Genomic DNA, 24,414 nt, shown 5'->3' on the forward strand with positions numbered 1-24,414 from the left:
CCTTGAGGGACTCTGGGTCCCTCAAGGAGGCCTTCACGGACTTGGGGCTCAAAGCTTCCGACCAGTATCGGGCCATTCAGCGAAACAACCTCGCACGATTCGCGGAATCCGGTGATCGACAGATGAACCGAAGATGAACAGATTTGCGTCCGGCTCCGGGAAGGGACCCACTGGACCTGGCACTTCGGGTGCGCGGCGGCCAGTCGGCGCAACACTCGCGGACCGCCGGTGGTACCACTGCGTGAAGCCGCTCGATTACGGTGTGCCGAACCTGGGGGCCACGACGATCGGGAATCCTCATGCCGACACTCACCACCGTGGCCGATTGGACGATCACCGCGTCCGAGGACACCGCCCTCTTCGCCCATGCCGTCGGCGACGGGTACTGGGCACCTCGCGTGTGGAACGGGCGCGGCTTCGGGATCGCCGCCGCCGACCTCGCCGCGTTCGACAAGGCGCTCGGCGAGATCATGAAGCTGCCTCTCTATTGGCAGGCGCGCGCTCGCCGGGGTGACAGCGGGGCCGGGGATCCCGCGATCTGGTCCGAGCCCCGGTACGAACCGGACGACGATTTCGTCTACGTCAACGGTCCTTGCCGGTCCGCCGGGTCCACCCCGGGCTACCGGCCGGTGTCCACCTTCGACATCGATCTGGTCCACCTGCGCGGCCTGCGGGTCAGGATCGCCGCGTACCGGTCGGCGGCAGGTGCCCGATCAGACGCAGGGGCGGAGTGACGATCCGTCGGGCAGAAGCGCCATTCCACGACCGCCGAGCCGTTGGCCGCGACGACACTCGCGCCGTCCGGCGAAGGCGCTAGCGACCAGACCTGGCCGACGCCGAACTCGAGTTGACGCCCGATCTGAAGGCCGGGCAGCCACGCGTGAGGAGCCGCCGCGCCCGGCGCGTTTTTGGCGAGTTGTGCGTATTTCCCGCACGGCCGTAACAACTTTCGGTCGTCTCACGCCATACCGGGCAGCTGTCGCGTTCTTTCCGGTCCCCGCGCAGGAGGAGTCCGTGTGATGAGTTCTCGTCGTACGCTGTTCCCTCGAAGATCACGACGTGCGCTGGCAATCGGCGTCGTCGGTCCGCTCGTCGGCACCCTCGCGGTCGCCCTCGTCGCCGCGGCACCCGCCGAGGCCGCGGTACCCGCCGGTTTCACCGACACGGTGGCGATCGGCGGGCTCAGTTCGCCGACCGCCACCGCGTTCGCGCCGGACGGCCGGGTGTTCGTCGCGGAGAAGAGCGGAGTGGTCAAGGTCTTCGACTCGCTCGCCGACCCGACGGCGACGGTCTTCGCCGACCTGCGGCCCCAGACTCAGGATTTCTGGGACCGCGGTCTGCTCGGGCTGGCCGTCGACCCCGGTTTCCCCGCCAGGCCTTACGTCTACGTCTCCTACACCCTCGACGCGTCGCCCGGCGGCACTCCGCCGCAGTGGGGCGACGCCTGCCCGACCCCGCCGGGCGCCACCGCCAAGGGCTGTGTCGTCACCGGTCGCGTCTCCCGGCTGACCATGGGCCAGGCAGGCGTCGCCGCCAGCGAGAAACCGCTGGTCACGGGCTGGTGTCAGCAGTTCCCCAGCCACTCGGTCGGCGCGCTGGCCTTCGGGCCGGACGGTGCTCTGTACGCGGGCGGCGGTGACGGCGCCAGCTTCAACTTCGCCGACTACGGCCAGGTCGAAAACCCCTGCGCCGACCCGCCCTCGCCCGCCGGGACGAACCTCACGCCGCCGACGGCCGAGGGCGGCGCGTTGCGTTCGCAGTCACCGCGACGCCCCGCCGGCGAGCCTGTCCTGCTCAACGGCGCGTTGCTGCGCCTGGATCCCGACACCGGCGAAGGTCTCCCCGACAATCCCTTCGCGAGCAGCGCCGACGCCAACGCCCGGCGCGTGATCGCCTACGGCGGGCGGAACCAGTTCCGGTTCGGCTTCCGGCCGGGCACCGGCGAGCTCTGGGCCGGTGACGTCGGCTGGGACACCTGGGAGGAGATCAACCGAGTCGCCGACGTCGGCGACTCGGTGGCGGAGAACTTCGGCTGGCCCTGTTTCGAAGGCGCCTCCAGGCAGGCCGGGTACGACGGCACGAACCTCGACCTGTGCGAGTCCCTGTACTCCGCGGGTGGGCAATCGGCGCCGTACTACGCCTACAACCATCGGGACAAGGTGGTCGCGACCGATCCGTGTCCCACCGGCGGCTCGTCGATCAGCGGTATCGCCTTCGAGTCCGGCAGCAACTACCCCGGCGAGTACTCCGGCGCGCTGTTCTTCGCCGACTCCTCCCGGGGATGCATCTGGGCGATGCAGACCGTCGGCGGCCTGCCGAGCCCGAGCAAGCTGGTGCCGTTCGTGACCGGTGTCAAAACGCCGGTGCAGGTGCTCACCGGTCCGGGCGGCGATCTGTTCTACGTCGCCCTGGGCAGCGGCGAACTTCGTCGCGTGAGCCATCCCGGCGGTACGAACCGGCCACCGGTCGCGGTGGCCACGGCGAACCCGCCGAGCGGCCCGGCGCCGCTGACGGTCGAGTTCGACGGCACCGGTTCCACCGATCCGGACGCCGGGGACACCCTGTCCTACGCCTGGGACCTCGACGGTGACGGCGCCTACGACGACTCCTCGGCCTCACGCCCCACCTGGACCTACACCGCGGCCGCCACCGTCGACGCCGGGCTGAAGGTGACGGACTCGCACGGCGCGAGCGCGACCACGACGGTCCGGGTGACCGTCGGGAACCCGGAGGGCCTCGATCCGGTGCCGGTCATCGACAGCCCGGACGGCACGCTGACCTGGTCGGTCGGCCAGACCGTGACGTTCGCCGGCCGCGCTGTCGACGCCCAAGACGGTGAGCTCCCGGCTTCGGCGCTGACCTGGCGGCTCGCGATCCGGCACTGCGCCGCCAACGGCACCTGCCATACGCACAACGTCCAGGACTTCCCCGGCGTCGCGTCCGGCTCGTTCGTCGCTCCGGACCACGAGTACCCGTCCTACCTGCAACTGACGCTCACGGCGACCGACTCGACCGGGCGCACCGGCAGCAAGACCGTCGATCTCCAGCCGAAGACGGTGTCGCTGAACTTCGCCTCCAACCCCGGTCAGGCGCTGCTCACCGTCGGCGGGACCCAGCAGCGCACGCCGTTCTCCCGGACGGTGATCGCCGGATCCACCAACTCGATCAGCGCGGACAGCCCGCAGAACCTGCCACCGCTCAACCTGAAGTACGCCTTCACCGACTGGTCGCACGGCGGTGCGCGGACGCAGAACATCGTCGCGCCCGGCACGTCCACGACCTACCAGGCGAACTACCGGCTCTGCTGGCTGTTGCGACCCTGCTGAACCCGTCGTCCCGCGTTTCGTCCTCTGATCGCGATGGTTGCCCGCGCAACTACCGCATCCAGAGGACGAAACGCGGTGGGCCGGGTTCCCTTGCGCGCCGCAAGCGCGAAAGAAAGCGAATCCGGGGATCCGTAAGGTCCACGAAATGTCGGAACCCGTGCCGGGTGACCGCCGTCGGATCGCCAATTCAGATCCGCGCGGAAGGTGAATCCGATGAGCTACCCAGACCAGCAGAACACACCGGCCCGACCGGCGACCGTGAAGCCCGGCCTCGCCATCGGGATCTTGATCGCGGTGATCGCCTTGGTCGCCTTCTGCATCACCGGTTTCGCCACTCCCGGGTTCCTGCTCGGCAAAGGCGACGGCATCTCGCTGCCCGCCCCGTCCTCGAGTCCGACACCTACTTCGGTGCCCACGAGCAGCGAAGACAGCCCGACCACCACGACGGTCAGCCGGGCGACGCGGCCGAGGGTCACCGTGACGAGGCGCCCGGTTCCGCCGCCGGAGAAAGGTGTTCAGGTGATCACGGATTTCCTCACCAAGATCGCCGGAAACGACAAAGCGGGGGCGATCGCGTTGGCCTGCGAAGAGCAGAAGCGATTCATAGACGACAAGATCGACTCCCTGCTCCCGCTGGGTTCACGTGTCACGATCACCAGGACCAGCGGGACGTCCAGATTCGTTCTGGCCGACGTCGCGGGAACCGTCGAAAACCGCTCCGCCAAAGGCACCGTGATCTCGGATCGCACGGAAGACGGCAGTTTCTGCGTCACGACCTTCAGCATTCGCGACGCCTGAAGATCACGTCCGTTCCGGGCCTTCGATCGGGAACTGGATCGGGCTGAGCAGGTACTGGGCGCGGTCCGCTCTCGGCTCGTTGGACAGCACGGGGACGATGGCCTGCCGCATCGCGCCGATCAGCTCGACAAGCTCGTCACGGGAGAGCCAGACGGCGTGCTGGCGATACCCGACCAGGTCCGCGACCGGATCGGCCCCGTCCCGGTCCAGATAGGCGTCGAACTCGGCGACCAGCGCGGCCAGCGCGACGGCGAAGCTCCGGCGGAAATCCTCGGTGGACGCCGACGCGATGGCCTCGGGATCGAGGGACCCGCGATCCCGGCGAAGCCGGTAGCCACGCTCGACGGCGCCGCGCACCCGTCGTTCCTCCGCCACCTCCAGGACGCCACCCGCTTCGAGGAGTTCGACATGCCGGTAGACCATCGCTTTCGAGGCATCGGGGACGCGCGCGCAGAGCTGGGCCGTCGTGAGCACCCGCTCGCCGCGCATCGCGTGCACTATGCGCAAGCGGACCGGATGTGCCAGGAGTTCCAACGCGTTCACCGCCCAACGGTCTCACGATGTGCTACCTTTCGCAAAATATGAGAAAGGTAGTTGTGATGAACCTGGGGCCAGCCACCGCGGTAGCCGAGATGCTGCGCGAAGAACGTTTCGACGAGGTCGAGGCCCTCTTCGCGCCCCCGTTGCGCGCCGCCGTTCCGGCCGGGACGCTGCGGGCCGCCTGGACGGCCGAGATCGGCAAACGCGGCGCCGTCACGGGCATCGGGGACGCGGTCGCCGAAACCGTCACCGCGGATCTCGTCCGGGCCCGCGTTCCCGTGCGCTGCGAGGGCGGCGACCTCACGGTGCTCATGTCAATCGACGCGGACGGCCTGCTGCAAGGCCTGCAACTCACGCCCGCGCCGGGGCCCGCGTGGACACCGCCGCCCTACGCGGATCCCTCGGCGTTCACCGAACGCGAGGTCACGATCGGCGCCGGTTCTTCGGCCGTGCCAGGAACCTTGACCATGCCGGACGGACCCGGCGCCCGGCCCGGCGTCGTCCTGCTGCCCGGCGGCGGGCCGTTCGACCGCGACGAGACCAGCGGGCCGAACAAGCCGCTCAAAGACCTCGCCTGGGGGCTCGCCTCCCGAGGCGTGGCGGTGCTCCGTTTCGACAAGATCACCTACCGCAGTCCGGAGGCGGCCAACGCCCCGGGATTCACGATGTCCGACGAGTACGTGCCCCATGCCACGGCCGCCGTCCGGCTGCTGCGGCGGGAGTCCACTGTGGACCGGGTGTTCGTGCTCGGCCACAGCATGGGCGGCAAGGTCGCGCCCCGGGTCGCGCTCGCGGAGCCCGCCGTCGCGGGACTGGTCGTCCTGGCGGGCGACACCCAGCCGATGCACCACGCCGCGATCCGCGTCGCCCGCCACCTGATGACCACGGCCCCTGAACTCATCGACCAAGACACCGTCGACCTTTTCACCCGTCAGGCGGCGAACGTCGACAGCCCAGGCCTCTCCCCCGACACTCCGGGCACGGACCTGCCGTTCGGCTTTTCCGGGTCGTACTGGCTCGATCAGCGCGGTTACGATCCCGTCGCGACGGCGGCGAGGCTGGACAAACCCATGCTCGTCCTCCAAGGCGGCCGCGACTACCAGGTGACCGTCGAAGACGATCTGCCGCGCTGGCGAACAGGCCTGGCCCACCGTCCGGACGTCACGATCCACGTCCACGCCGCCGGCGATCACCTGTTCTTCCCCGGCACCGGCCCCTCCACACCGGCCGGCTACGAGGAGCCGAACCACGTCGACGCGGCGGTAATCGACGACATCGCGGACTGGCTCGGCGAAGTGGGATGACGCCTTCCGGTCAGAACCGATCCCGCCGATTCTCCTGTGCCACGACGTCGGGTAGGTCGGACAGTCTGCGCAGACCGTTCAACGGCTGGCGCATCCGGGGATTGCCCGCCAGGCGATCGGCGTTGCGGTCGAGGAAAGCCCAATAACCCGCGGTGAACGGGCAGGCGTCTTCGCCCACTCGTTTCTTCGGGTTGTAGGTACATCCACCGCAGTGGTCACTCATGCGGCTGATGTAGGCACCGCCCGCCGCGTACGGCTTCGTGCCGACGATCCCCCCGTCCGCGTACTGGCTCATCCCGATGACGTTGGCGGGCATGACCCAGGGGAACCCGTCGACGAACGCGGTGGCGAACCAGCCGGTGAGCTCCGCCGGGTCGTAACCGCGTTGCAGCGCGTGGTTTCCCAGCACCATGAGCCGCTCGATGTGGTGGGCGTAGCCGCGATCCCGCACACCGGCGAGTGCGGTGCGGAGACAGGCCGCCTCGACCGTGTCGGCGTCGAGCTCCCGCCACCACCGGGGCAGCTTCCGATCGGCGTCGAGTTCGTTCCTCTTCAGGTAGTCCGGCCCCAGATGCCAGTAGAGGTGCCAGATCCACTCCCGCCAGCCGAGGATCTGCCGGACGAACCCTTCGACACTCGCCAGCGGCGCCGTACCGGACAGATACCGTTCCTCGGCACGATGGACGACGTCGAGCGGGTCGAGCAGGCCGAGGTTCAGCGGCACCGACAGCAGCGCGTGCGACATCGCCCAATCGGCGCTGAGCATGGCGTCCTGATGCGGGCCGAAAGTCGCGAGCCGGTGGTCGAGGAACCGGTCCAGCGCCTCTTCCGCTTCCGCCTGGCTGACGGCGAAAAGGCGTGGACCGTCGACACCGACCGGGTGGATCTCACCGTCCCGTTCCGCCTTGTCGAGGTCCGCGCGCACCTGTTCGTCCACGTCGTCCTCGGACGGGAACCAGGGCGCGGGAACGGGCAGCGTGGATCGCCCCGGCGGGGGACGCCGGTTGTCGTGGTCGAAGTTCCATTTCCCGCCGGCCGGATCGCCGTCCGGTTCGAGCAGCACACCGAACCGGCGGCGTTGATCGCGGTAGAAGTCCTCCATCACGAACCGCCGCCGGTCCCGCGCCCAGGTCGCGAAGTCCTCTTTGGACCGGACGAATCCCGGCGTCGGAAGCACTTCCGTGACCAGACCCTGCTTCTGCAGACGCCGCACGAGGGCCTCGGCGGCGTGCGAGCCGGGTTCGTGCACCACGACCGGCCGTCCGAATCGGCGCAGCCCGTCCGCGTAGGTCGGCGCGTCGACGATTCGGACTCGGTCGCCGAGATCCGCGGCGAGCCGCCGGATTCCGGCTTCGACGAGGTGGATCTTCTGCCGGTGGTACGGGCGGCGCGCGAAGGCCGCGGCCGAGCGGATCAGCAGGATCTCACGGTCTCGATTCCCGGCCGTGCCGTGGAAGTGCGGTCCCAGTTGATCACCGAACAGCCACAGCGGATCGGAACCACTCTTCTTTCGATTCATAATCGATGCGATCCTAGGGCGTCAGGCCTTCATCCGCTCGGCGGCGAGGTCCATCGCGCCCGCCAGGTCGTTCACCCAAGGAGCACCACGGACGTTGAGCCCGTCCCAGCCGGGGCCCGCGACGGCGACGTCGAAACCACGGCGCTGAAGGCGCTGCCGCAACAGGTTGTCGACGGTCGTCGGGGACATCGACCACAACACGACCAGCACCGGTTCGAGCTTGGCGACCATCCCCGCGGTGGTCTCCGCCGGCACCATGTGCCCGAGGTAGACGGCGGGGATGCCGACCTCCGCCAGCGACGCGCGCAGGACTTCGACAGGCAGGCTGTGGCGTTCCGCGGGGCAGCACGCGATGAGCACGCGACGATCCGACGGCGTGTAGGCGAACCGGGCGACGTAGCGCTGTAGCGCGTAAGACACCTCGCTGGTGAGCGCCCATTCGGACTCGAAGCACACATCACCCCGGCTCCAGCGGACGCCGAGGTCGCGCAGGATCGGCAACAGTATTTCGGTCCACGTCCTCGCCGCGCCCATCGTGTCGAGCGTTTCGTCCAAGAGAGCCGCGACGACGGTGAAGTCGAGAGCCTCCGCGGCCCGTTCGAGCTCGTCCGCCCGCTCATCGAGGGAGATCTCGCGGACAGCGTCCTCCGAACCGGAGAACACGGCGGCCGCCGCCTCGCGCGGCTTGATGCCGCGGCCGATCAGCCGCCGCATGTACTGGAGCTTGCGGACGTCGGCGTCGGAGTAACGCCGATGACGCCCGTCCGGCCGCAAGGAAGGACCGACGCCGTAACGGGATGCCCAGGTCCGGAGCGTCACCGGAGAGATGCCCAGCTCCTCGGCGACCATGCCCGGAGTCCAAGAGCCCGCGCTCACCTCATCGACGTCCATCGACACCTCACGAATCCAGGTGCAGTCCTCCCCCGCGCGGGTGCACACCGCGGCCAGCTTACGAGATCACGCCCCGTTCCGACCGCCGCGACGAGGCCGCCGCGCGTGTCTTCCCACCACGACCGGCCACGATCACGAGAGCGCTGAGTTCCCGGCGGCGCCACGGATCGACCGGGAGGGGGCCGGCTTCCGCCGGGCGCCGCCGGGCTCCGGAACCCGGCACGAGGGGGAGGATGGCCGGGCCCGCAGGGTGACGAAACGGCACGTCACCCACGTTTGTCAGGTGGTCGTTTTCGCTTCGTGAGCGATGCAAGACGATACACGAGTTGTGCAACGGTTGCGAATCGATCCCGCGAATGGCGGTCAGCCGAAAGAGTGTCAGTCGAGGCAGAACTCGTTGCCCTCGATATCGCGCATATTGATGCAGGACTCGTTTTCTTCGTCCGCGAGCAGAACCTGATCACGGATCGCGCCGAGCGCGACCAGCCGGGCGCATTCGGCTTCGAGCGCGGCGAGACGCTCTTCGCCCACGAGCCCGGTGCCGACGCGCACGTCGAGATGAACCCGGTTCTTGACGACCTTGCCTTCGGGAACGCGCTGGAAGTACAGCCGCGGCCCCACGCCGGTGGGATCACTGCACACGAAGCCCTTGTCCTGCTTCTCAAGCGGCAGCGAGCGCGTGTAGTCGTCCCAGGTGGCGAACCCTTCCGGTGGCGGCGGCACGACGTATCCCAGCACCTCGCACCAGAAACGGGCGACACGCTCTGGTTCCGCGCAATCGAAAGTGACCTGTACCTGCCTGACCGACGCCATCAAACCACCCTAATCGTTGTCCGGACTGATCAAACCCGCGGCGCGTAAATCGGCCCAGAGCCGCGCGGGCACCTTTACCGCGAAGGACTCCACGTTGCGCCGCGCCTCCTCGGCGGACCGCATTCCCACCGCGATCCCGGCGACGGCCGGATGCCGGAGCGGGAAGGCCATGGCCGCCTGCGGAAGCGTGACGCCGTGTGCCTCGCACACGTCGGCGATCCTGTTCGCCCGCTCCACGATTTCCGGTGTCGCGGCCTCGTAATCGAAGTACGCTCCCTCGACCGGCCGGCGCGCGGCGAGCAGTCCGGAGTTGAAGATCGACGCCGCGATCACCGAGACACCCCGTTCCCGGCACGCGGGCAGGAACGTGTCCAGCGCGCTGTGATCGAGCAACGTGTGGCGGCCGGACTGCATGATCACGTCGACGTCGGTCTCCCGCACCAAGGTGGTGAGCATGGCCGTGTCGTACATTCCGGCGCCGATCGCGCCGACCATCCCTTCGGACCGCAGCTCCGCCAGGGCCGGATAACCCTCGCGAACCGCGTCGTCGAAGTATTCCTCGGCGTCGTGCAGGTACAGGACGTCGATCCGGTCCAAGCCCATGCGCTCCAACGAATCCTCGACGCTGCGCCTGATCCCGTCGCGAGTGAAGTCGCGTATCCGGCGATGCGTGGCGGGGACGTGGAAACCGGCCGGATCACTCTTCCCGTCCGCGTCCTGCGGCACCAGCAGGCGGCCGACCTTCGTCGACAGGACGTAGGAATCACGCGGCCGCGAGCGCAGGAACTCACCGATCCGTCGTTCGGAATGCCCGATGCCGTAATGCGGCGACGTGTCGTAGTACCGGATCCCGCCGTCCCAGGCCGCGGCCAGCGCCCCCGCGGCCGTCTCGTCGTCCAGCGGCGCGAACAGCCCGCCGAGCGGACCGCCACCGAACCCCAGTCGGGTCACCTCGACGTCGGTGCGCCCGAGTCGCCGCGTCTCCATCTCCCAGCCCCCTTGATCAGCTCACCGTGCACCGTGCCACATCAAGGGCGGATCCCGCCTGGCATTTATCGAAGACCGCTCACGACCAGTCCTCGCAGGACACGACCTCGAACCCCCGGCTCGGGAAGACCGCGTCCACGAAGAAGTCGTGCATCGCCTGATCACCGTCGGCGCAGCCGTCGCGCAGCACGGTCACGTGGTAGCCGCGGTCCGCCGCGTCGTAGGCCGTCGCGGCCACCATCGCACTGGTCGCGACCCCGGCGATCACGACGGTGTCGACGCCCCGCGCACGAAGCACCAGATCGAGATCCGTACCGGCGAACGCGCTGGCACGGCGCTTCAGCACGACCACGTCCTCGTCGGCGACCGGCAGATCGATCCCGGTCCCGGCGGAGCCCTCGTGGAAGGTGTCACCGGCCTCGTGGAACGACTTGAACAAAGGGTTCCCCGGAGGCAGGTCGGAGCCGTTGCCCCGCAGCGCGAAACGCACGAACACGACGAGCGCGCCTGCCGCGCGGGCCCGGGGCAGCAGTGCCGTGAGCGGCGGCATGACTCGCTTGGCGAACGGATAGCCGCCCGTGATGCCTCGCTGGAGGTCACCGATGATCAACGCGGTGGTCATGACGGGAAGCTACCAAGAGTGAACCCGATCGTCCGTATACAACCGATGGTGCGCATGGCTAGCCTCCGGCGGGTGAGGATCAAGAGTGTGCTGCTCGCGGTGCTGGTAACCGTCGGCGTCGTGGTTCCCCCTCCCCCGCTCGCGGCCGCCGGAACCGAGGCGGACCCGTCGGGCTGGGTCGCCCCGCTCAGTACGCGCGGGCGCTACATCGTCGACGCGGCGGGCAACCGGTTCAAACTGAAGGCCGCCAACTGGCACGGCGCGAGCGGGACGTGGAACGGGTCGGGCGACGTGAACGATCCCGCCACGCACCACGCCGGCGAAATCGCGTATCAGACGCCGCTCGGGCTGGACCGGGTATCGATCGACACGGTCATCGACGGACTGGCGGAACTGGGGCTGAACAGCGTCCGGCTTCCCTTCTCCAACGCCATGATCCACGACACCGCACCGGTTCCCGGACTGCCGGCGAATCCGGACCTGCGCGGCCTGACCCCGCTGCAGGTCTACGACCGCGTCGTCACGCGGCTGACCGCTCGCGGGTTCGCGGTGATCCTCAACAATCACACCACCACCTCGCGCTGGTGCTGCGGTCTCGACGGCAACGAACGCTGGAACACCGCGCAGACCGAACAGCGATGGCAGGACGACTGGCTGTTCATGGCCCGCCGCTACGCCGCGAACAAGCGGGTGGTCGGCGCCGACCTGTACAACGAGGTCCGCCGCAACGTGTTCGACGATCCCAATTGGGGCTGGGGCAACGGCACCGACTGGCAGCGGGCGAGCCAGCGGGTGGCCGATCGCATCCAGACCGAAGCCAATCCGGACCTGCTGCTGATCGTCGAGGGCATCAACTGGACCGGTGTGCCCGTGGACGGTCTTCCCCACGGCAGGCCCACGCTGGAGCCCGCCCGCACGCTGTCACACACGCTCGTGGATTCCGGGAAACTGGTCTACGCCGCGCATTTCTACGGCTACACCGGTCCGAACCATTCCGGGGCGACCGGCACCGGCGAAACCCACGACCCGCGCTACCGGGACCTGTCTCCGCGGGAACTCCGCGATGTCCTTCACCGGCAAGCGTTCTTCGTCTCGGCGGAGACCGGCAAGCACTACACCGCGCCGCTCTGGATCAGCGAGTTCGGCGAAGGCCGCCACACCACCGACGCGGCGAGCCGGGCCTGGTTCGAGAACTTCGTCGGCTACCTCGCCGAGAACGACACCGATTTCGCCTACTGGCCCGCGGTCGGTTTCCACGACGGCGGCGGGGGCAACGGCTGGTCGCTGCTCTCGTGGGACACCGCGGGCCGGCGCGTCGACGTGCTCGACGGCACGGACTGGCGTGGCCCGGCCTGGCGACGCCTGGTGGACTCGCCTTCCCGTACCGGGCAGATCCCGATGGCTGAGCGCTGGTCGATGCTCAATCTCGACTACGCCGATTTCCAGGCTTCCCGCGAGGTGCGTTCGAAGGCGGACTGGAATCCGGGCGCTCGCAAGGGTGTCTGTCCCGACGGCCAGCGGCTCACCGGCCTCGCCCATACCGGCAACCGGGGTCTGTGCACCGGCACGCTCGCCGTTCCGGCGGACTACGCCGTGGTCCGCGGTGAGACCTATGTGGACACCGACTGGGCGTCCGGGTACACGAAGGTGCAATGCCCGCCCGAGCACGCTGCCGTCGGCTACAGCGTCACCGGCGCGGCGTTCTCCGCCCTGTTGTGCGGGAAGTCCTCCACTCCACTGGGCCGCACCGGCCGGACGGTCTGGTTCGACCGCGGCGACAGCCGGCCGTCGGGGGCTCCCGGTGGCGACTTCGCGTCGGGTCACTACAAGGGCCAATGCGCGCCGGGTGAATACGTCGCCGGTGTCGCGTACACCGGCCGCGTCGGCTCGAACCGCACTCCCGACGCGCTGCTCTGCCGCGCCTGATTTCCGGTCATCTGACGTCCCGAAATCCACACACGCCGCCACCTCAGGCGACGAAGACGCAGAACGGATGCCCCGCCGGATCCGCGTAGACGCGCAGAGGTTCTTCGGGGTCATCACTGCGGTCGGAGCGGAGCCGCCCGCCGAGTTCCAGGACCCGGCGGTGCTGCACATCGAGTTCCTCGACCGAGTCCACGGTCAGGTCCAGGTGCAGTTGCTGGGGTACCGGCGCGGGATCTGGCCAGCTCGCTTCTTCCAGCCGATCGACCTGCTGGAAGGCGATTTGCGCCCCGCCATCAGGGTTTCTCAGCACCAGCCAGTCCTTGTCCTCGGCGCCGGGCCGAGGCGGTTCGTCACCCGGGCGGTAGTTCCAGACCAGCAGACGCCGGTAGAACTCCGCGAGCGCGCGGACGTCGGTGCAGTCCAGCACCACCTGCCGGAACGCCGGGCCCTTCTCCTGCTCAGTCAAGCCGTTCACCTCCGAAACCCGCGGCCTCGCGCCGGTCGAGCACCGCGAGAACCTGTTCGCACCAGCGGATGTTCTCCTGTTCGAACGCGATCCCGCGGGCCAGGGTCAGATACGGGCCGACCCGCGGCGCGGTCGCGAAGAACTCGGCCTCGGTGGACTCGCCGAGCAGGCGGTCCCGGAGACGCTCGAAGCGTTTGAGCTTCGTTTCGGCGGCGGCCATCCTGTCCGCGACGGCGCGCCGGATCCGCCCGTCGTCACCCGCCTCGACAGCCTGGATCTGCACCAGCAGCTCATCGCGGATCGCGGTCGGCTTCGGTACTCGCGTGGTGAACTCGGCGAGTTCGGTCGCGCCGGCGTCAGTCAAGGAGAAGAGCCGTTTGTTCGGACGCCGCTCCTGTTCGACGATCCGGGCCGCGACCAGGCCCTGCGACTCCATCTTGTCGAGCTCCCGGTAGAGCTGCTGAGGAGTCGCGGTCCAGAAGTTGGCGACCGACGCGTTGAAGCCCTTCGCCAGATCGTAGCCCGAGGACTCGCCGTCCAGGAGCATCGCGAGGATCGCGTTCCGCAACGCCATGGCGCGATGGTATCGCCACCCGGACTAGTCGCAAAGTTGATTAGTCACTTTGATGGACAGCTTGCTCGGCGATCACCTAAGCTCGGCGGCATCTACTCAACAAGTTGACTATGAGGAGATCGCTCATGCCCACGTTCCGTCAGGCAGTCGAAGCGAAGGACGCCGCCGCGATCGAGGCGATGCTCGCCGACGACGTGATCTTCACCAGCCCCGTGGCTTTCAAGCCGTACCAGGGAAAGGCGATCACCGCGGCGATCCTGCGCGGCGTCCTGCGCGTGTTCGAGGACTTCCGCTACGTGCGCGAGATCCACGACGGCGCGCACCACGTGTACGAGTTCGAAGCGACGGTGGACGGGCTGGAGATCAACGGCTGCGACCTCCTGACCTTCGACACCGACGGCAAGATCACCGACTTCAAGGTGATGGTCCGGCCGTTGCGGGCGGCGGAAGCGCTCGCGGCGCGGATGGGCGCCCAGTTCGAGGACATCAAGGCGGACGCTACGCGTGCTGCCGCCGCACCATCTCGGTGATCCAGACGGGCGCGAACGGAGACGTGCAGTTCGGCGGCGTCGGGTAGTCCTTGAGCACCTCCAGGCGTTCCCCGATGCCGATCGCCCGCGCGCGATGCTCGGCGTGGTCGATCCCGATCTGCGCCAGGCAATGGTTCATCGCCCACTGCAAGCGATCCGGCGCGGTCTTCATCTCCGCCTCGATGACGTCGAGCAGCCGCGTGAGGTCCAGGCCCGCGGGCTTCTTCGCCACCCGTTCGGTGGTCAGCGCCCAGCCGGCGCTCGCGACGACGGGATCCGGATCGGCGGACCAGGCGAGGCGCAGCTCTTCGGCGTGCGGGCTCTTCTTGACCACGTAGTTCACGAGCCAGTCGTGCACCTTCGGGGTACGCGCCTCGCGCACCATGCGGTCCAGCTCGGCCCGCTCGAACGCCTTCGGACGGCAGATCAGGAGCGCGAGCAGTTTCGCCGCGGTGTCGTCCGTTTCCCAGAGCTCCAGCGCGAGTCCCTGCTGGGTTTTGAGCCGTTTCGCGAGCGCGCGCAGCTTGCCGAGGTTCACCCCGTGGTCGTCACCGTGCTTCTCGTTCACCTGGCGTGCGCGCGGGTCTTCGAGCGCGGCCAGCTCGGCCATCACCTCGGCCGTCGTCGTCCCGGTCACCTCGGCCTCCCGTCCACCGCGTGTGGCGTTCAGCCTACGAGCCGCTCCGTGGCCAGCCGATACTGATCCTCCGACGAGGATGGGTGCCGATGACCGAGAGAGCCACATTCGGAGCCGAACTGAGACGACGCCGCAAAGCGGCAGGCCTTTCACTCACCGAGCTCGCCGCTCGCACCCACTACAGCAAGGGTTATCTCAGCAAGGTCGAGACAGGACTCTCCGCGCCGAATCCCGCGCTCGCCGCATTGTGCGAAGCGGAACTGGACGCGGAAGGACAGCTGACCCCGTTGCTCCCGGGCGGGCTCGTGCGGCGCAGGACACGACCGGATGTCCGGCCGTCCGGCTTACCGCCGGCCACGCCCTCCTTCACGGGCCGGACCACCGAACTGCGGGCGATCCGCACGGCGCTCGAAGCCGACGGCGGTGTCTGCGTGGTGTCCGGCATGGGCGGTGTCGGCAAGACCGAACTCGCGGTCCGGTGCGCGCACCGGCTGGAATCGGGATTCGCCGACGGCTGTCTGTTCATCGACCTGCGTGGTCACGAGTCCGGCGATCCCACCGCGATACACGACAGGGTGTTGCGGGTACTCGGCGTTCCGGCGGACCGTATTCCCGCCGATCCGGCCGATCGCGCGGCACTGTACCGATCCCGGCTTCGCGGCCGCAGTCTTCTCCTGGTGCTCGACAACGCGGTCAGCGCGGCTCAAGTGCGACCGCTGCTCCCCGCCGAGCCGAAGTGCCGCGTACTGATCACCAGCAGGTCCAGGCTGAGCGCGCTCGACGACGCCGCGCACGTCACGTTGGACATGCTTCCGCTCGCCGCCGCGGTGGATCTTTTCACCACGGTCACCGGCGCGCCGGCCGGAGCGGCCGTCACCCGGGTGGTCCGGCGCTGTGCCCGGCTCCCCCTCGCCATCCGGATCGCCGCGGCGAGGCTTCGCGCTCATCCGGCGTGGGACGTCGCGGAACTCGACCGGCGGCTGGAAGACGAAACCGCTCGCCTCGGCGAGCTGGACGACGGCGAGCGCACCCTCTCGGCCGCGTTCTCGCTGTCCGTTCAGCAGCTGAGTGCCGCCGAGTCGAGACTTTTCGGCCTGCTCACCGTCCACCCCGGCACCGATCTCGACCTCCATTCCGCGAGTGCGCTGAGCGCCCTTTCACTCCGGGAAACCGATCACCTCCTCGACCGGCTGCACGAAGCCCATTTGATCACCCAGCCAGAACCCGACCGATACGGATTCCACGATCTGCTGCGCGCGTTCGCTGCCGAATTCGTACTCACCGACCCGGAGGACGGAATGAAAGCATTCAGCAGGCTCACCGCTTTCGCGGTTCGAAGCGCCGCACAGGCCGACAAGGAACTGACCCCGCATCGCTTCGTCCCGGAGATCGCCTTCGCTCCGGGAACCCCGGAACCGGTCCGGATGGACGACGGCGAGATGGCGATGTCCTGGTTCCGCGCCGAATGGCCCGGTCTGGTGGCCCTGTGCAGGACGGCGCGTGACCGCGGCGAGCACGAGAGGTGCTGGCAGCTCGCCTTCTTCCTGCGCGACTTCTTCTTCGTGGCCAAACTCTGGGACCCGTGGCTGGAGACCCATCGGTGGGCGCGCGCGTCCGCCGAGGCGATCGGTGACACCTGGGCGCTCGCCACCACCACGGCGAACCTGGGGGTCGCGCACGTCGATCGCGGCGACCTGGACGAAGCTTCCGCTTATTACGGCGAAGCACTCGCGCTGTTCCGCCGTATCGGTGACGGTCACGGTGAAACCACGACGCTGGCGCACAGCGGCTGGGCCGAGCACTATCGAGGCAAGCACGCCGAGGCTCTTCGAGACCTCCGGCAGGCGCACGCGTCCTACGTCCGTGACGGCAATCGCCGCAACGCCGCGATCACCGGCCGCGGGATCGCGCTGGTGCTGACCGCGACCGGGCGGGCGGCCGAGGCCGCCGCGCTCGCCGCCGAAACGCTGGCCGTCTTCGACGAACTCGGACTGGACCTCGACGCGGCGATGGCCCTCAACTGTGTCGGCTGGGCGTGGTACCACACGGAACGCCATGACCTCGCCGCCTCGGCCTATCGCGCCGCCGCGGAACGGGCCGAAGCCTGCGGAAGCCATTACGAAGCCGCGCGCGCCTACACGGGTCTCGGCAATGTCGCGGCGGCCGAAGGCTCCATGGCGCTGGCGGCCGAGCTGTGGGACCGGGCCGACGGGATCCACCCCGACCTCGACCAGGTCATGGTCGGCGAGGCCAGGGCGCGAACGACCTGATGATCCACCGGTGCACGTGCCGGTATCGAAGGCGCCGGTCGGTGACCGACCGGACATCGCTCAACCGGCAGGACGGGCCGCGAGGCTGCTACGGTTGACCCCGTCGCGGTTCAGACACCAGCCGCCGGATCCCCTCTCATGGGTCCGGCATGTCCACCGGGCAGCAGCCGGTCCCCAGTACCGGCAAGGAGTCAACTTGACCGACTACCGCGCTCCCGCTTCCGATCCGCCACGTCAGGCGCGGAGGTTCGTCTCCTCGCTCGCCATCTCCGTGACGACGTCCAGCGCCGACACCGTCGTCACCGTGTCCGGTGAGATCGATCTCGCCGTCTCGGACAGCCTGCGAAAGGCCCTGGAAGAGGAGCTCCAGTTCACTCCCGCGGCGTTGATCGCGGACCTGTCCGCGGTCACGTTCTGCGATTCGTCCGGCTTCACCGCGCTTGTCCAGATCCGCGGGAAGGCCGAGACCGCCGGCGTCCCGTTCATCCTGGTCACCCAGGAGCGAGCCCTGCTGCGCCCGATGTCGCTGCTCGGCCTCGACGCCGTTTTCACCGTGCACCCGACCCTCGATTCGGCACGGGACGCGCTCACTCGCTGACCAGCTGTCATGATGGGCGGTTGTGACGGGTGACAAGGATCCGGGGTTCCGCATCGGCGGACGCCCACTGGCGGAACGGCTGACCGAAGTCCTGCCGTCGCTCACGAAGACGGTCCTGTCCGAGATCGTCTCCCGGATCCCGGAGTACGGTCTGCTGCCCGCCGAGGAGCTCAGCGGCGACATCACGCACGTGATCGAGCAGAATCTGCGGTCGTTCATCGACACCCTGCGCACCGGGGACACGCCCACCCGGGAGGAACTCGACTTCCTCCGCGAATCGGCCGCCCGGCGCGCCGAAGAGGGCATCCCGATCGACATCGTGCTCACCGCGTACCACATCGGGATCCAGGTGGTCTGGGCGTCGGTGACGCCGGACGCGCGTCCGGACGAGGTCGCCGACGTCCTGGCCGTCAACGCGCTGACCCTGCGTTACCTCGAGGTGGTCACGCCCGCGGTCGGCGCGGGCTACCTCGACGAGCGCCAGACGATGTTCGACGACGAACGTTCGGCGCGGCACACGGTGCTTTCCGCCCTCCTCGACGGCGATCCGGCGGACGTCGCGGCGGGACAGGCGGGCCTGCGCCTGCCGCCGTGCTACATCGTCCTCGCGGCGTCTGTCGGGGCGCATCCGGACGAGGAGGCCAACGGGGTCGACCCGCTGATCGCCGGCCGCCGGAAACTCCGGCGGCTGCGGGTCGAACTGGAGCGGCAGATCCGGGGCACGGTCCTGACCTCGCTCACCCCCGAGGGTGGCATCGCCTTGCTGCCGCACGAAACCGCGGCCGACGAACTGTCCACACGCGACTGGACTCGCCTGGAGCGGGTCCTCGCCGACGTCGCGCGTACCGCGGGCGCGGAAGTCATCGCCGGGACCGCCGCGGCCGAACCGTCCGGCGTGCCCGCCGCGGCGAAGCTCGCGCAGGACGTGCTCGCGGTCGCCACCGGATCAGGGCGGCCGCCGGGCCTGTACCGGCTCGACGACGTCCTGCTCGAGTACCAGCTTTCGCGCCCCGGCCCGGCCCTGGACCGGCTGGCCACCCGGCTGGCCCCGCTGGAAGGCAACGAGGAACTCCTCCAGACTCTGGAGACCTTCCTGCGGCGTGGCGGACGACGGCAGACCGCCGCCGACCTGCACGTCCATCCCAACACCGTCGACTATCGGCTGCGCCGGATCGCCGATCTCACCGGATTGGACCCCACTCGGCTCGAACACATCGCGCTGCTGAACGCGGCGCTCTCGGCCCGCCGCCGGTTGTGACTCGTCACCAAGGCGCTTACAGTGAGTGAAGACCTTCGCCCTCGTAGAGGTCGAGCATCCGCCGGGCGGAACGGCACTCACCGGGGAAGACGAACAGGAGCGTGCCTGTGTCGTCGGCGAGCAGCTGAGCCCGTTCGAGCACCCGGATGCCCGTCACGCCGAAGAAATCGAGATCGGACAGGTTGACGATCAACGTGGCACCGTGACCGTGGAGCCGCTGGTTAAGCATGTCCCAGAGCCGGGGCGCGGTACCGAGGTCGACCTCGCCGTTCGCCGTGATGACGGCGGTGCCCTTGGCCGGCCTGCTCACGCGCAGTCGTAGACGTCCCCGCGATTCCTCCGGTGCCCGTGATTCCGGGGGCACCAGGACGGCGCGCTTCGTGTCAAGCGCGCGGGGCGTCGACAGGGAAGTCATGTATGGAAGTACCCAGCTGCGGGGCCCGGCGAAACAAGCGGACGCTTGAACACCGCCGAAAGCGGGTATCACCGCCAAGTCGGAGGTGATGCCCCATGTCCGCTGACCGAACCCGCCCCGGGCCGGTCGTGACCGGTTTCGACGGGTCGCCGGAGGCAAGCCGTGCCGTCCGCTGGGCGGCCGCCGAAGCGAAAGCGCGCGGCCTCGGCTTGGTCCTCGCTCACGCCGGTGACGCTGCCGAAGCGGAGTCTGCCCAGCGGCAGCTCGCTTCGACGGTGGACGCACTGGGACGCTCCGACCCCGGTCTCGACGTCCGCACGGTGGTCCGCGACGATGCTCCGGAGCAGGTCCTGACCGCTGTCGCCGACGAGACGGACGCGACGATGATCGTGCTGGGTGAATCCCACACCGGGATATTCACCAGGGCTGTCCTGGGCTCGACGGAATCCGGCGTGACCAAGACCGCCGGCCGTCCTGTCGTGGTCGTACGCGGGGAAGAGCCGCCCCCGGACGGGCCGGTGATCCTCGGGACCGACGGCTCGGAGCAGAGTGCCCAGGCGGCCGGTTTCGCGTTCGACTTCGCGGCGCGGCACGGGCTCACCGTGCACGCGGTCCATGTCGCCCGGATGCCGATCTGGGGTCCCGCTAGCGAGCCTCTGCTCGGTGGACCGGTCCTGGATCCGGCACCCGGACTCCCCCAGGAAGTCGCCGACGAGCTCGTCGCCCGGCAGCTCAAGCCGTGGCAGGAGCGCTATCCGGACGTCGCCGTGGAGATGGTGCACGGCATCGGCCCCGCCGCGCAGGCCTTGACCGTGCAGTCCAGTGAGGCTGCGCTGCTGGTGCTGGGCCGGAGCGATCACGGTGATCTCCGGCGGTTGCTTCTGGGGTCGATCAGCGACGACGCGCTGCACCACGCGCACTGCCCGGTGGCGGTAGTCCGCGCTCAGCCGGTCGGCTGAGACCGGCGGGTCAGGAAGAGGCGAGTTCTCCGAGGACCCGCTGCGAAGCGCGCAGTTCGGTGGCCATCACCAGGCTGCTCGCGTGGGCCTGGGCGAGCGCGTGGCCGATATCGGCGACCTTGTCCCAGGTCTCCCCCGGCGTGTCCCCCGCGCCGACCCGGCCCGCCAGCAGGTTCTCTTCGAGCTGACCTTGCAGACCCGGCAGCAGGTGGGCGAGGTCGTCGGCGAGCTGCTGCAACGCACCGATGGTCCGGCGCAGGTCGGCAGGCGAGGCCGGTTCGCCTGCCCGCAGGCGGCTGTACAGGTGACGCACGACCGACCCGGCCTGTGCGGCCAGCAGGTACGGCGGCTCCTCGGAGTGGGTTCTCATGCCCTGAAGTACCCCCTCCTCGACCTGCGAAACCCGAGTTTGTGCCGTAAAGGCCAGGGGTATCAGCGGTTGTGAACGACGACGTACTCACCTTCGGGATCGAGGAAGAGTTCTTCGTGGTGGACCGGGACGGCCGGCTTTCCCAGACCGGTGACGCCGTCGTGGACGCCGCGGACGAAGAGGAGGGTGAACTGCAGCAGGAGCTCACCCGTTCCCAAGCCGAATCGGCGACCGGCATCTGCACGACCCACGACGAAGCCGAGCACCAGCTGACGACGCTGCGGGCGGAACTGGCCCGGACCGCCGCCCGCCGGGACTGTCGGCTGCTCCCCAGCGGCTGCGCGCCGCTGTCGGAGACGGCGTTGCCCGCCATCACGCCGAATCCGCGCTACGAGCGGATGGCCGAGCATTTCGGGGCGACCGCGCGGACGTCGCACACCTGCGGCTGTCATGTCCACATCGCCATCCCCGACCGGGAGACCGGGATCCGGGTGATCAACCACATCCGGCCCTTCCTGCCCGCGCTGCTGACCGTGACCGCCAATTCCGCGATCTGCGACGGATACGACACCGGGTACGCGAGCTGGCGCTACCAGCAGTGGAACCGCTGGCCTTCGGCAGGTTCGCCGCCGCTGTTCGCCTCGCTGGACCACTACGACGGCATCGTCGACGCCTGGCTCCGCGCGGGCGCCATCCTCGATCGCGCGATGGTCTATTGGGACGTAAGGCTTTCCGAGAAGCAGCCGACCGTGGAATTCCGGTTCGCCGACGTCGCGGCCACCCCCGGCGAGGCGGTTCTGCTCGGGGTGCTGATCCGCGGGCTGGTCGGCACGATCCTCGCCTCGGAGGGCCGCCCCGCGGACCTGTCCAACGAGGTCTTGCGAGCGCAGATCTGGCGCGCGTCGAGGGAGGGCGTTTCCGGCCGCTGCCCGCATTTCCGGACCGGTGACCTCGCACCGGCGAGCGACGTGCTCGACGACGTCGTCACCTTCGCCGCCGGCGCGCTCGACGAGACCGGTGACCTCGACTTCGTCCGTGACGGCTACGCCCGGTTGGTCGCCGAAGGCAGCGGCGCCGACCGTCAACGGACGCGGTTCGAAAAGCGGCGACGCGCGGAGGACGTCGTGGATCTGCTGGCCGGGCGACCGGGTTTCCGGCGATCACCGGCCGGGTAGCCCGCGGACATGGACAGGAGGACACGATGACCCAGCCCTTGAAGGCCCTCGCACTGGTCTGCTCGCTGAAACCGTCACCCGCGCCGTCCAGCAGCGCGCTGATCGCCCAGCAGCTGCTCGACAAGCTGGCCGAACACGGCGCCACCGGCGAACTCGTACGCGTGGTCGACCACGACGTCAAGCCGGGTGTGGGAGCGGACATGGGCGATGGCGACGCCTGGCCCGGGATCCGCCGCAAGATCCAAGCCGCCGACATCCTGCTGATCTCGACGCCGACCTGGGTCGGCCACATGTCCAGTGTGGCCCAGCGCGTCCTGGAACGGCTCGACGCCGAACTGTCCGAAACGGACACTGAAGGCAGGCCCACGACGTTCGGCAAGGTCGGTGTCACCGCCGTCGTCGGCAACGAAGACGGCGCGCACAAGATCACCGCCGACCTGTTCCAGGCCCTCAACGACACCGGCTTCACGGTGCCCGCGCAGGGCGGGACCTATTGGAACGGCGAAGCGATGAAGGGCGGCGATTACAACGACCTCGACGGCACGCCGGAAGCTGTCGAGTCGACCAACTCGACGTTGGCGGCCAACGCCGTCCACCTGGCGAATCTGTTGAGGGAGCGTCAGTACCCCGCCTCATGATCCACCGCGAGGGTAAGCGACCGGACGGTGGGGTGTTCGACCTTTGTGATAGTCGAAGCCCTGGCGTTCGGTGCTTGCCGGTTGCCCTGAAGCGAGCGGCCCCGAACTGGTGTAAGAGGCCGCCGGGCGGTTCCTCGGCGCTGTGGCATCGGGTAGTCACCGCTCGGCGTGTGCCTTGCCGGCGCCGAAATGCTGCGAACGTGCCCTGGCGGCCGCGAAGATCCCGGATGGAGCGCCCGAGACGGTTTCGGTCTGGAGCAAAGAGGCTCAAGTGAAAACCACCGGCGACACCCTTTTCCTGCACGAGTCCTCCACCGGCTGGCTCGTCACGGGCGCGGGCTGCCACCACCGCAACGAACAGGTCTGCGGCTGCACCGGTGAAGGAGGCGGACGATGCGGCGTTTCTCGTGACTACACGCTTTCGCTGGCGTTCGGTCTGTTGTTCCTGCTGAGCCTCGTTCGGACAGGCGCTGTCCGGCCTCGCCGATTACAACGACGGGCGGCTCGCTCACGCCGCCGAACCTGTCGGCCTGCTCGACTACGTGACGTCCGCGGCTTTCGCCGTCAACGTCGCCGAGAACTGGAAATCCGAATACCTCCAGTTCTTCCTGTACGTGTTCGCCTCCGTGTGGGTTCTGCTACGGGGCTCCCCCGAATCCAAACGGGCCGGCTGGGAAACGGACGAAGACCAATAGGTGAGGCGGCATGCGACTGTCGACTCGCCGAAGAGGGCAGGCGATGCTCGGGCTCGTCCTGCTGTCGTGGCTCGCCCAATCCGTCGCCGGGATGAGCGCCTACAACGCCGAACAGCTCACCGAATTCGGCGATCCGGTCTCCTGGCTCGGCTATTTGACATCCTCGGACTTCTGGAACCGCACACTCCAGAACTGGCAGTCGGAGTTCCTGGCCATCGGTTCGATGGCGGTGTTCAGCGTGTACCTGCGCCAGCGCGGCTCCCCCGAATCCAAACCCGTCGGCGCGCCACATCAAGCCACCGACGAATCCGGGTGATTGAACGGCGGAGAGCGGGTACCCACGGATAGTCGGACTGACGAAACGGACAGGAGTTTGTCCATGACCACCACCACGAAACACGACCTCGTCTCGGTGATCACCGGGGATCACCGTGCCTTCGAACGGACCTTCAAGGAACTCGAGTCCGGCAAGGGCGGTGATCGACACCGCAAGGATCTCGCGGACCACGTGATCGCCGAACTCGTCCGGCACTCGGTCGCGGAGGAACAGCACATGTATCCCGCCGCGCGGAAGCACATCCCCGACGGCGACGACGTGGTCGGGCACGAGCTCGAGGAACACGCCGAAGCCGAGCGGGTGATGAACGAACTCATCGGCCTGGAGCCGAAGGACAAGCGGTTCGACGAACTGGTCTCCAAACTGATCGAGGACGTCCGGCACCACATCGAGGAGGAAGAGAGCGACCTGCTGCCGAAGCTCCAGGCGGCCTGTACACCGGAAGACCTCCGCGAGCTGGGCGAGAAAGTGTTGCGAGCCAAGGAAATCGCTCCGACCCGCCCGCATCCGGCCGCTCCGGACCATCCGCCCGCCAACCGGATCCTGGCGCCGGGAACGGCGTTCATCGACAAGATCCGGGACGCGCTGGAGGGCCGCGCCACCTGATCTTTCGTGCCGCTTGGGGCGGGTGAGGCGTCGGCTGGGATGGCCGTGGGCGGCGATTCTTTTGAGAGGTAGGGCAAAGGTGTCGTGCTCGACCGTTCGCTTGCCTGCCTGGTTCGGGTGTCGCGAAAGCCACTTTCGGGACGTCTGATGTCCCGAAAGT

The 24,414-nt window shown here is 68.6% G+C and carries 26 protein-coding genes; 15 read left to right on the top strand and 11 right to left on the bottom strand.

Annotated elements, in window-relative coordinates:
- Positions 1–299: 299 nt before the first annotated feature.
- From ACFWMR_RS34420 to ACFWMR_RS34430, 3 genes are all read left to right on the top strand, one after another.
- Positions 300–734 (top strand): hypothetical protein, encoded by a 435-nt coding sequence (locus ACFWMR_RS34420; RefSeq protein ID WP_378381407.1) that lies wholly within the window; start codon positions 300–302, stop codon positions 732–734.
- Between the two features lie 285 nt (positions 735–1,019).
- Positions 1,020–3,326, top strand: coding sequence for a PQQ-dependent sugar dehydrogenase (locus tag ACFWMR_RS34425; RefSeq protein WP_378381408.1), 2,307 nt, complete (start codon positions 1,020–1,022; stop codon positions 3,324–3,326).
- A gap of 213 nt (positions 3,327–3,539) precedes the next feature.
- The gene (locus ACFWMR_RS34430) at positions 3,540–4,124 is read left to right on the top strand and encodes a hypothetical protein (RefSeq protein WP_378381409.1); all 585 of its coding nucleotides are present in this window, start codon (positions 3,540–3,542) and stop codon (positions 4,122–4,124) included.
- Positions 4,125–4,127: 3 nt separating this feature from the next.
- Here the strand turns inward: ACFWMR_RS34430 and ACFWMR_RS34435 are convergent, their stop codons facing one another.
- Positions 4,128–4,667, bottom strand: a complete 540-nt coding sequence (locus tag ACFWMR_RS34435) for a helix-turn-helix domain-containing protein (RefSeq protein ID WP_378381411.1) — start codon at positions 4,665–4,667, stop codon at positions 4,128–4,130.
- A gap of 56 nt (positions 4,668–4,723) precedes the next feature.
- Here ACFWMR_RS34435 and ACFWMR_RS34440 point away from each other — a divergent pair, with 56 nt between their 5' ends.
- Entirely contained in the window at positions 4,724–5,968 is a 1,245-nt protein-coding gene (locus ACFWMR_RS34440) for an alpha/beta hydrolase (RefSeq protein ID WP_378381412.1), read from the top strand.
- 10 nt (positions 5,969–5,978) lie between these two features.
- Here the strand turns inward: ACFWMR_RS34440 and ACFWMR_RS34445 are convergent, their stop codons facing one another.
- From ACFWMR_RS34445 to ACFWMR_RS34465, 5 genes are all read right to left on the bottom strand, one after another.
- The gene (locus ACFWMR_RS34445; protein WP_378381413.1) at positions 5,979–7,487 is read right to left on the bottom strand and encodes a cryptochrome/photolyase family protein; all 1,509 of its coding nucleotides are present in this window, start codon (positions 7,485–7,487) and stop codon (positions 5,979–5,981) included.
- Positions 7,488–7,508: 21 nt separating this feature from the next.
- Complete coding sequence (locus tag ACFWMR_RS34450; protein ID WP_378381414.1) at positions 7,509–8,378, bottom strand: MerR family transcriptional regulator; 870 nt, start codon at positions 8,376–8,378, stop codon at positions 7,509–7,511.
- A 378-nt stretch (positions 8,379–8,756) separates the two neighbouring features.
- Positions 8,757–9,191, bottom strand: a complete 435-nt coding sequence (locus tag ACFWMR_RS34455; RefSeq protein WP_378381416.1) for a VOC family protein — start codon at positions 9,189–9,191, stop codon at positions 8,757–8,759.
- A gap of 9 nt (positions 9,192–9,200) precedes the next feature.
- Positions 9,201–10,178, bottom strand: coding sequence for an aldo/keto reductase (locus tag ACFWMR_RS34460; RefSeq protein WP_378381417.1), 978 nt, complete (start codon positions 10,176–10,178; stop codon positions 9,201–9,203).
- A 79-nt stretch (positions 10,179–10,257) separates the two neighbouring features.
- Complete coding sequence (locus ACFWMR_RS34465; protein WP_378381418.1) at positions 10,258–10,800, bottom strand: cysteine hydrolase family protein; 543 nt, start codon at positions 10,798–10,800, stop codon at positions 10,258–10,260.
- A 54-nt stretch (positions 10,801–10,854) separates the two neighbouring features.
- Here ACFWMR_RS34465 and ACFWMR_RS34470 point away from each other — a divergent pair, with 54 nt between their 5' ends.
- On the top strand, positions 10,855–12,726 hold the full coding sequence (locus ACFWMR_RS34470) for a glycoside hydrolase family 5 protein (RefSeq protein WP_378381419.1): 1,872 nt from the start codon (positions 10,855–10,857) through the stop codon (positions 12,724–12,726).
- Between the two features lie 43 nt (positions 12,727–12,769).
- Here the strand turns inward: ACFWMR_RS34470 and ACFWMR_RS34475 are convergent, their stop codons facing one another.
- Together ACFWMR_RS34475 and ACFWMR_RS34480 are read right to left on the bottom strand one after the other, a co-directional pair.
- Positions 12,770–13,192, bottom strand: a complete 423-nt coding sequence (locus ACFWMR_RS34475; RefSeq protein WP_378381420.1) for a VOC family protein — start codon at positions 13,190–13,192, stop codon at positions 12,770–12,772.
- Entirely contained in the window at positions 13,185–13,766 is a 582-nt protein-coding gene (locus ACFWMR_RS34480; RefSeq protein WP_378381421.1) for a PadR family transcriptional regulator, read from the bottom strand. The genes ACFWMR_RS34475 and ACFWMR_RS34480 overlap by 8 nt, the downstream gene beginning before the upstream one ends.
- Positions 13,767–13,891: 125 nt before the next feature.
- Here ACFWMR_RS34480 and ACFWMR_RS34485 point away from each other — a divergent pair, with 125 nt between their 5' ends.
- Entirely contained in the window at positions 13,892–14,296 is a 405-nt protein-coding gene (locus ACFWMR_RS34485; protein ID WP_378381423.1) for a nuclear transport factor 2 family protein, read from the top strand.
- Here ACFWMR_RS34485 and ACFWMR_RS34490 read toward each other — a convergent pair.
- Positions 14,265–14,933, bottom strand: coding sequence for a DNA alkylation repair protein (locus tag ACFWMR_RS34490; RefSeq protein ID WP_378381425.1), 669 nt, complete (start codon positions 14,931–14,933; stop codon positions 14,265–14,267). The genes ACFWMR_RS34485 and ACFWMR_RS34490 overlap by 32 nt on opposite strands.
- Before the next feature lie 89 nt (positions 14,934–15,022).
- On the opposite strand from ACFWMR_RS34490, the gene ACFWMR_RS34495 reads away from it, so the two are divergent.
- The 3 genes from ACFWMR_RS34495 (at position 15,023) to ACFWMR_RS34505 (ending at position 19,059) form a co-directional block, all read left to right on the top strand.
- Positions 15,023–17,203, top strand: coding sequence for an ATP-binding protein (locus ACFWMR_RS34495; RefSeq protein WP_378381426.1), 2,181 nt, complete (start codon positions 15,023–15,025; stop codon positions 17,201–17,203).
- Between the two features lie 196 nt (positions 17,204–17,399).
- Positions 17,400–17,801: an STAS domain-containing protein gene (locus tag ACFWMR_RS34500; RefSeq protein ID WP_093937161.1), complete on the top strand. Its 402-nt coding sequence runs from the start codon at positions 17,400–17,402 to the stop codon at positions 17,799–17,801.
- A gap of 22 nt (positions 17,802–17,823) precedes the next feature.
- On the top strand, positions 17,824–19,059 hold the full coding sequence (locus ACFWMR_RS34505; RefSeq protein ID WP_378381427.1) for a PucR family transcriptional regulator: 1,236 nt from the start codon (positions 17,824–17,826) through the stop codon (positions 19,057–19,059).
- A gap of 16 nt (positions 19,060–19,075) precedes the next feature.
- On the opposite strand, the gene ACFWMR_RS34510 is transcribed toward ACFWMR_RS34505, so the two are convergent.
- Positions 19,076–19,369 (bottom strand): STAS domain-containing protein, encoded by a 294-nt coding sequence (locus tag ACFWMR_RS34510; RefSeq protein WP_378381428.1) that lies wholly within the window; start codon positions 19,367–19,369, stop codon positions 19,076–19,078.
- A 200-nt stretch (positions 19,370–19,569) separates the two neighbouring features.
- Between ACFWMR_RS34510 and ACFWMR_RS34515 the strand changes: the two genes are divergently transcribed.
- Complete coding sequence (locus ACFWMR_RS34515; RefSeq protein ID WP_378381429.1) at positions 19,570–20,433, top strand: universal stress protein; 864 nt, start codon at positions 19,570–19,572, stop codon at positions 20,431–20,433.
- A 10-nt stretch (positions 20,434–20,443) separates the two neighbouring features.
- Here the strand turns inward: ACFWMR_RS34515 and ACFWMR_RS34520 are convergent, their stop codons facing one another.
- The gene (locus ACFWMR_RS34520; RefSeq protein WP_093937117.1) at positions 20,444–20,803 is read right to left on the bottom strand and encodes a hypothetical protein; all 360 of its coding nucleotides are present in this window, start codon (positions 20,801–20,803) and stop codon (positions 20,444–20,446) included.
- Positions 20,804–20,874: 71 nt separating this feature from the next.
- Between ACFWMR_RS34520 and ACFWMR_RS34525 the strand changes: the two genes are divergently transcribed.
- The 5 genes from ACFWMR_RS34525 (at position 20,875) to ACFWMR_RS34545 (ending at position 24,254) form a co-directional block, all read left to right on the top strand.
- Positions 20,875–21,978 (top strand): carboxylate-amine ligase, encoded by a 1,104-nt coding sequence (locus ACFWMR_RS34525; RefSeq protein ID WP_378381430.1) that lies wholly within the window; start codon positions 20,875–20,877, stop codon positions 21,976–21,978.
- A gap of 26 nt (positions 21,979–22,004) precedes the next feature.
- Positions 22,005–22,616, top strand: a complete 612-nt coding sequence (locus tag ACFWMR_RS34530) for a flavodoxin family protein (protein WP_378381431.1) — start codon at positions 22,005–22,007, stop codon at positions 22,614–22,616.
- A 470-nt stretch (positions 22,617–23,086) separates the two neighbouring features.
- The gene (locus ACFWMR_RS34535; protein WP_378381434.1) at positions 23,087–23,311 is read left to right on the top strand and encodes a DUF6766 family protein; all 225 of its coding nucleotides are present in this window, start codon (positions 23,087–23,089) and stop codon (positions 23,309–23,311) included.
- Positions 23,312–23,321: 10 nt separating this feature from the next.
- Positions 23,322–23,627 (top strand): DUF6766 family protein, encoded by a 306-nt coding sequence (locus ACFWMR_RS34540; RefSeq protein WP_378381432.1) that lies wholly within the window; start codon positions 23,322–23,324, stop codon positions 23,625–23,627.
- Between the two features lie 63 nt (positions 23,628–23,690).
- On the top strand, positions 23,691–24,254 hold the full coding sequence (locus ACFWMR_RS34545; protein ID WP_378381433.1) for a hemerythrin domain-containing protein: 564 nt from the start codon (positions 23,691–23,693) through the stop codon (positions 24,252–24,254).
- The last annotated feature ends 160 nt before the right edge of the window (positions 24,255–24,414 follow it).

Source organism: Amycolatopsis thailandensis (assembly GCF_042723255.1).
Taxonomy (GTDB): domain Bacteria; phylum Actinomycetota; class Actinomycetes; order Mycobacteriales; family Pseudonocardiaceae; genus Amycolatopsis; species Amycolatopsis thailandensis.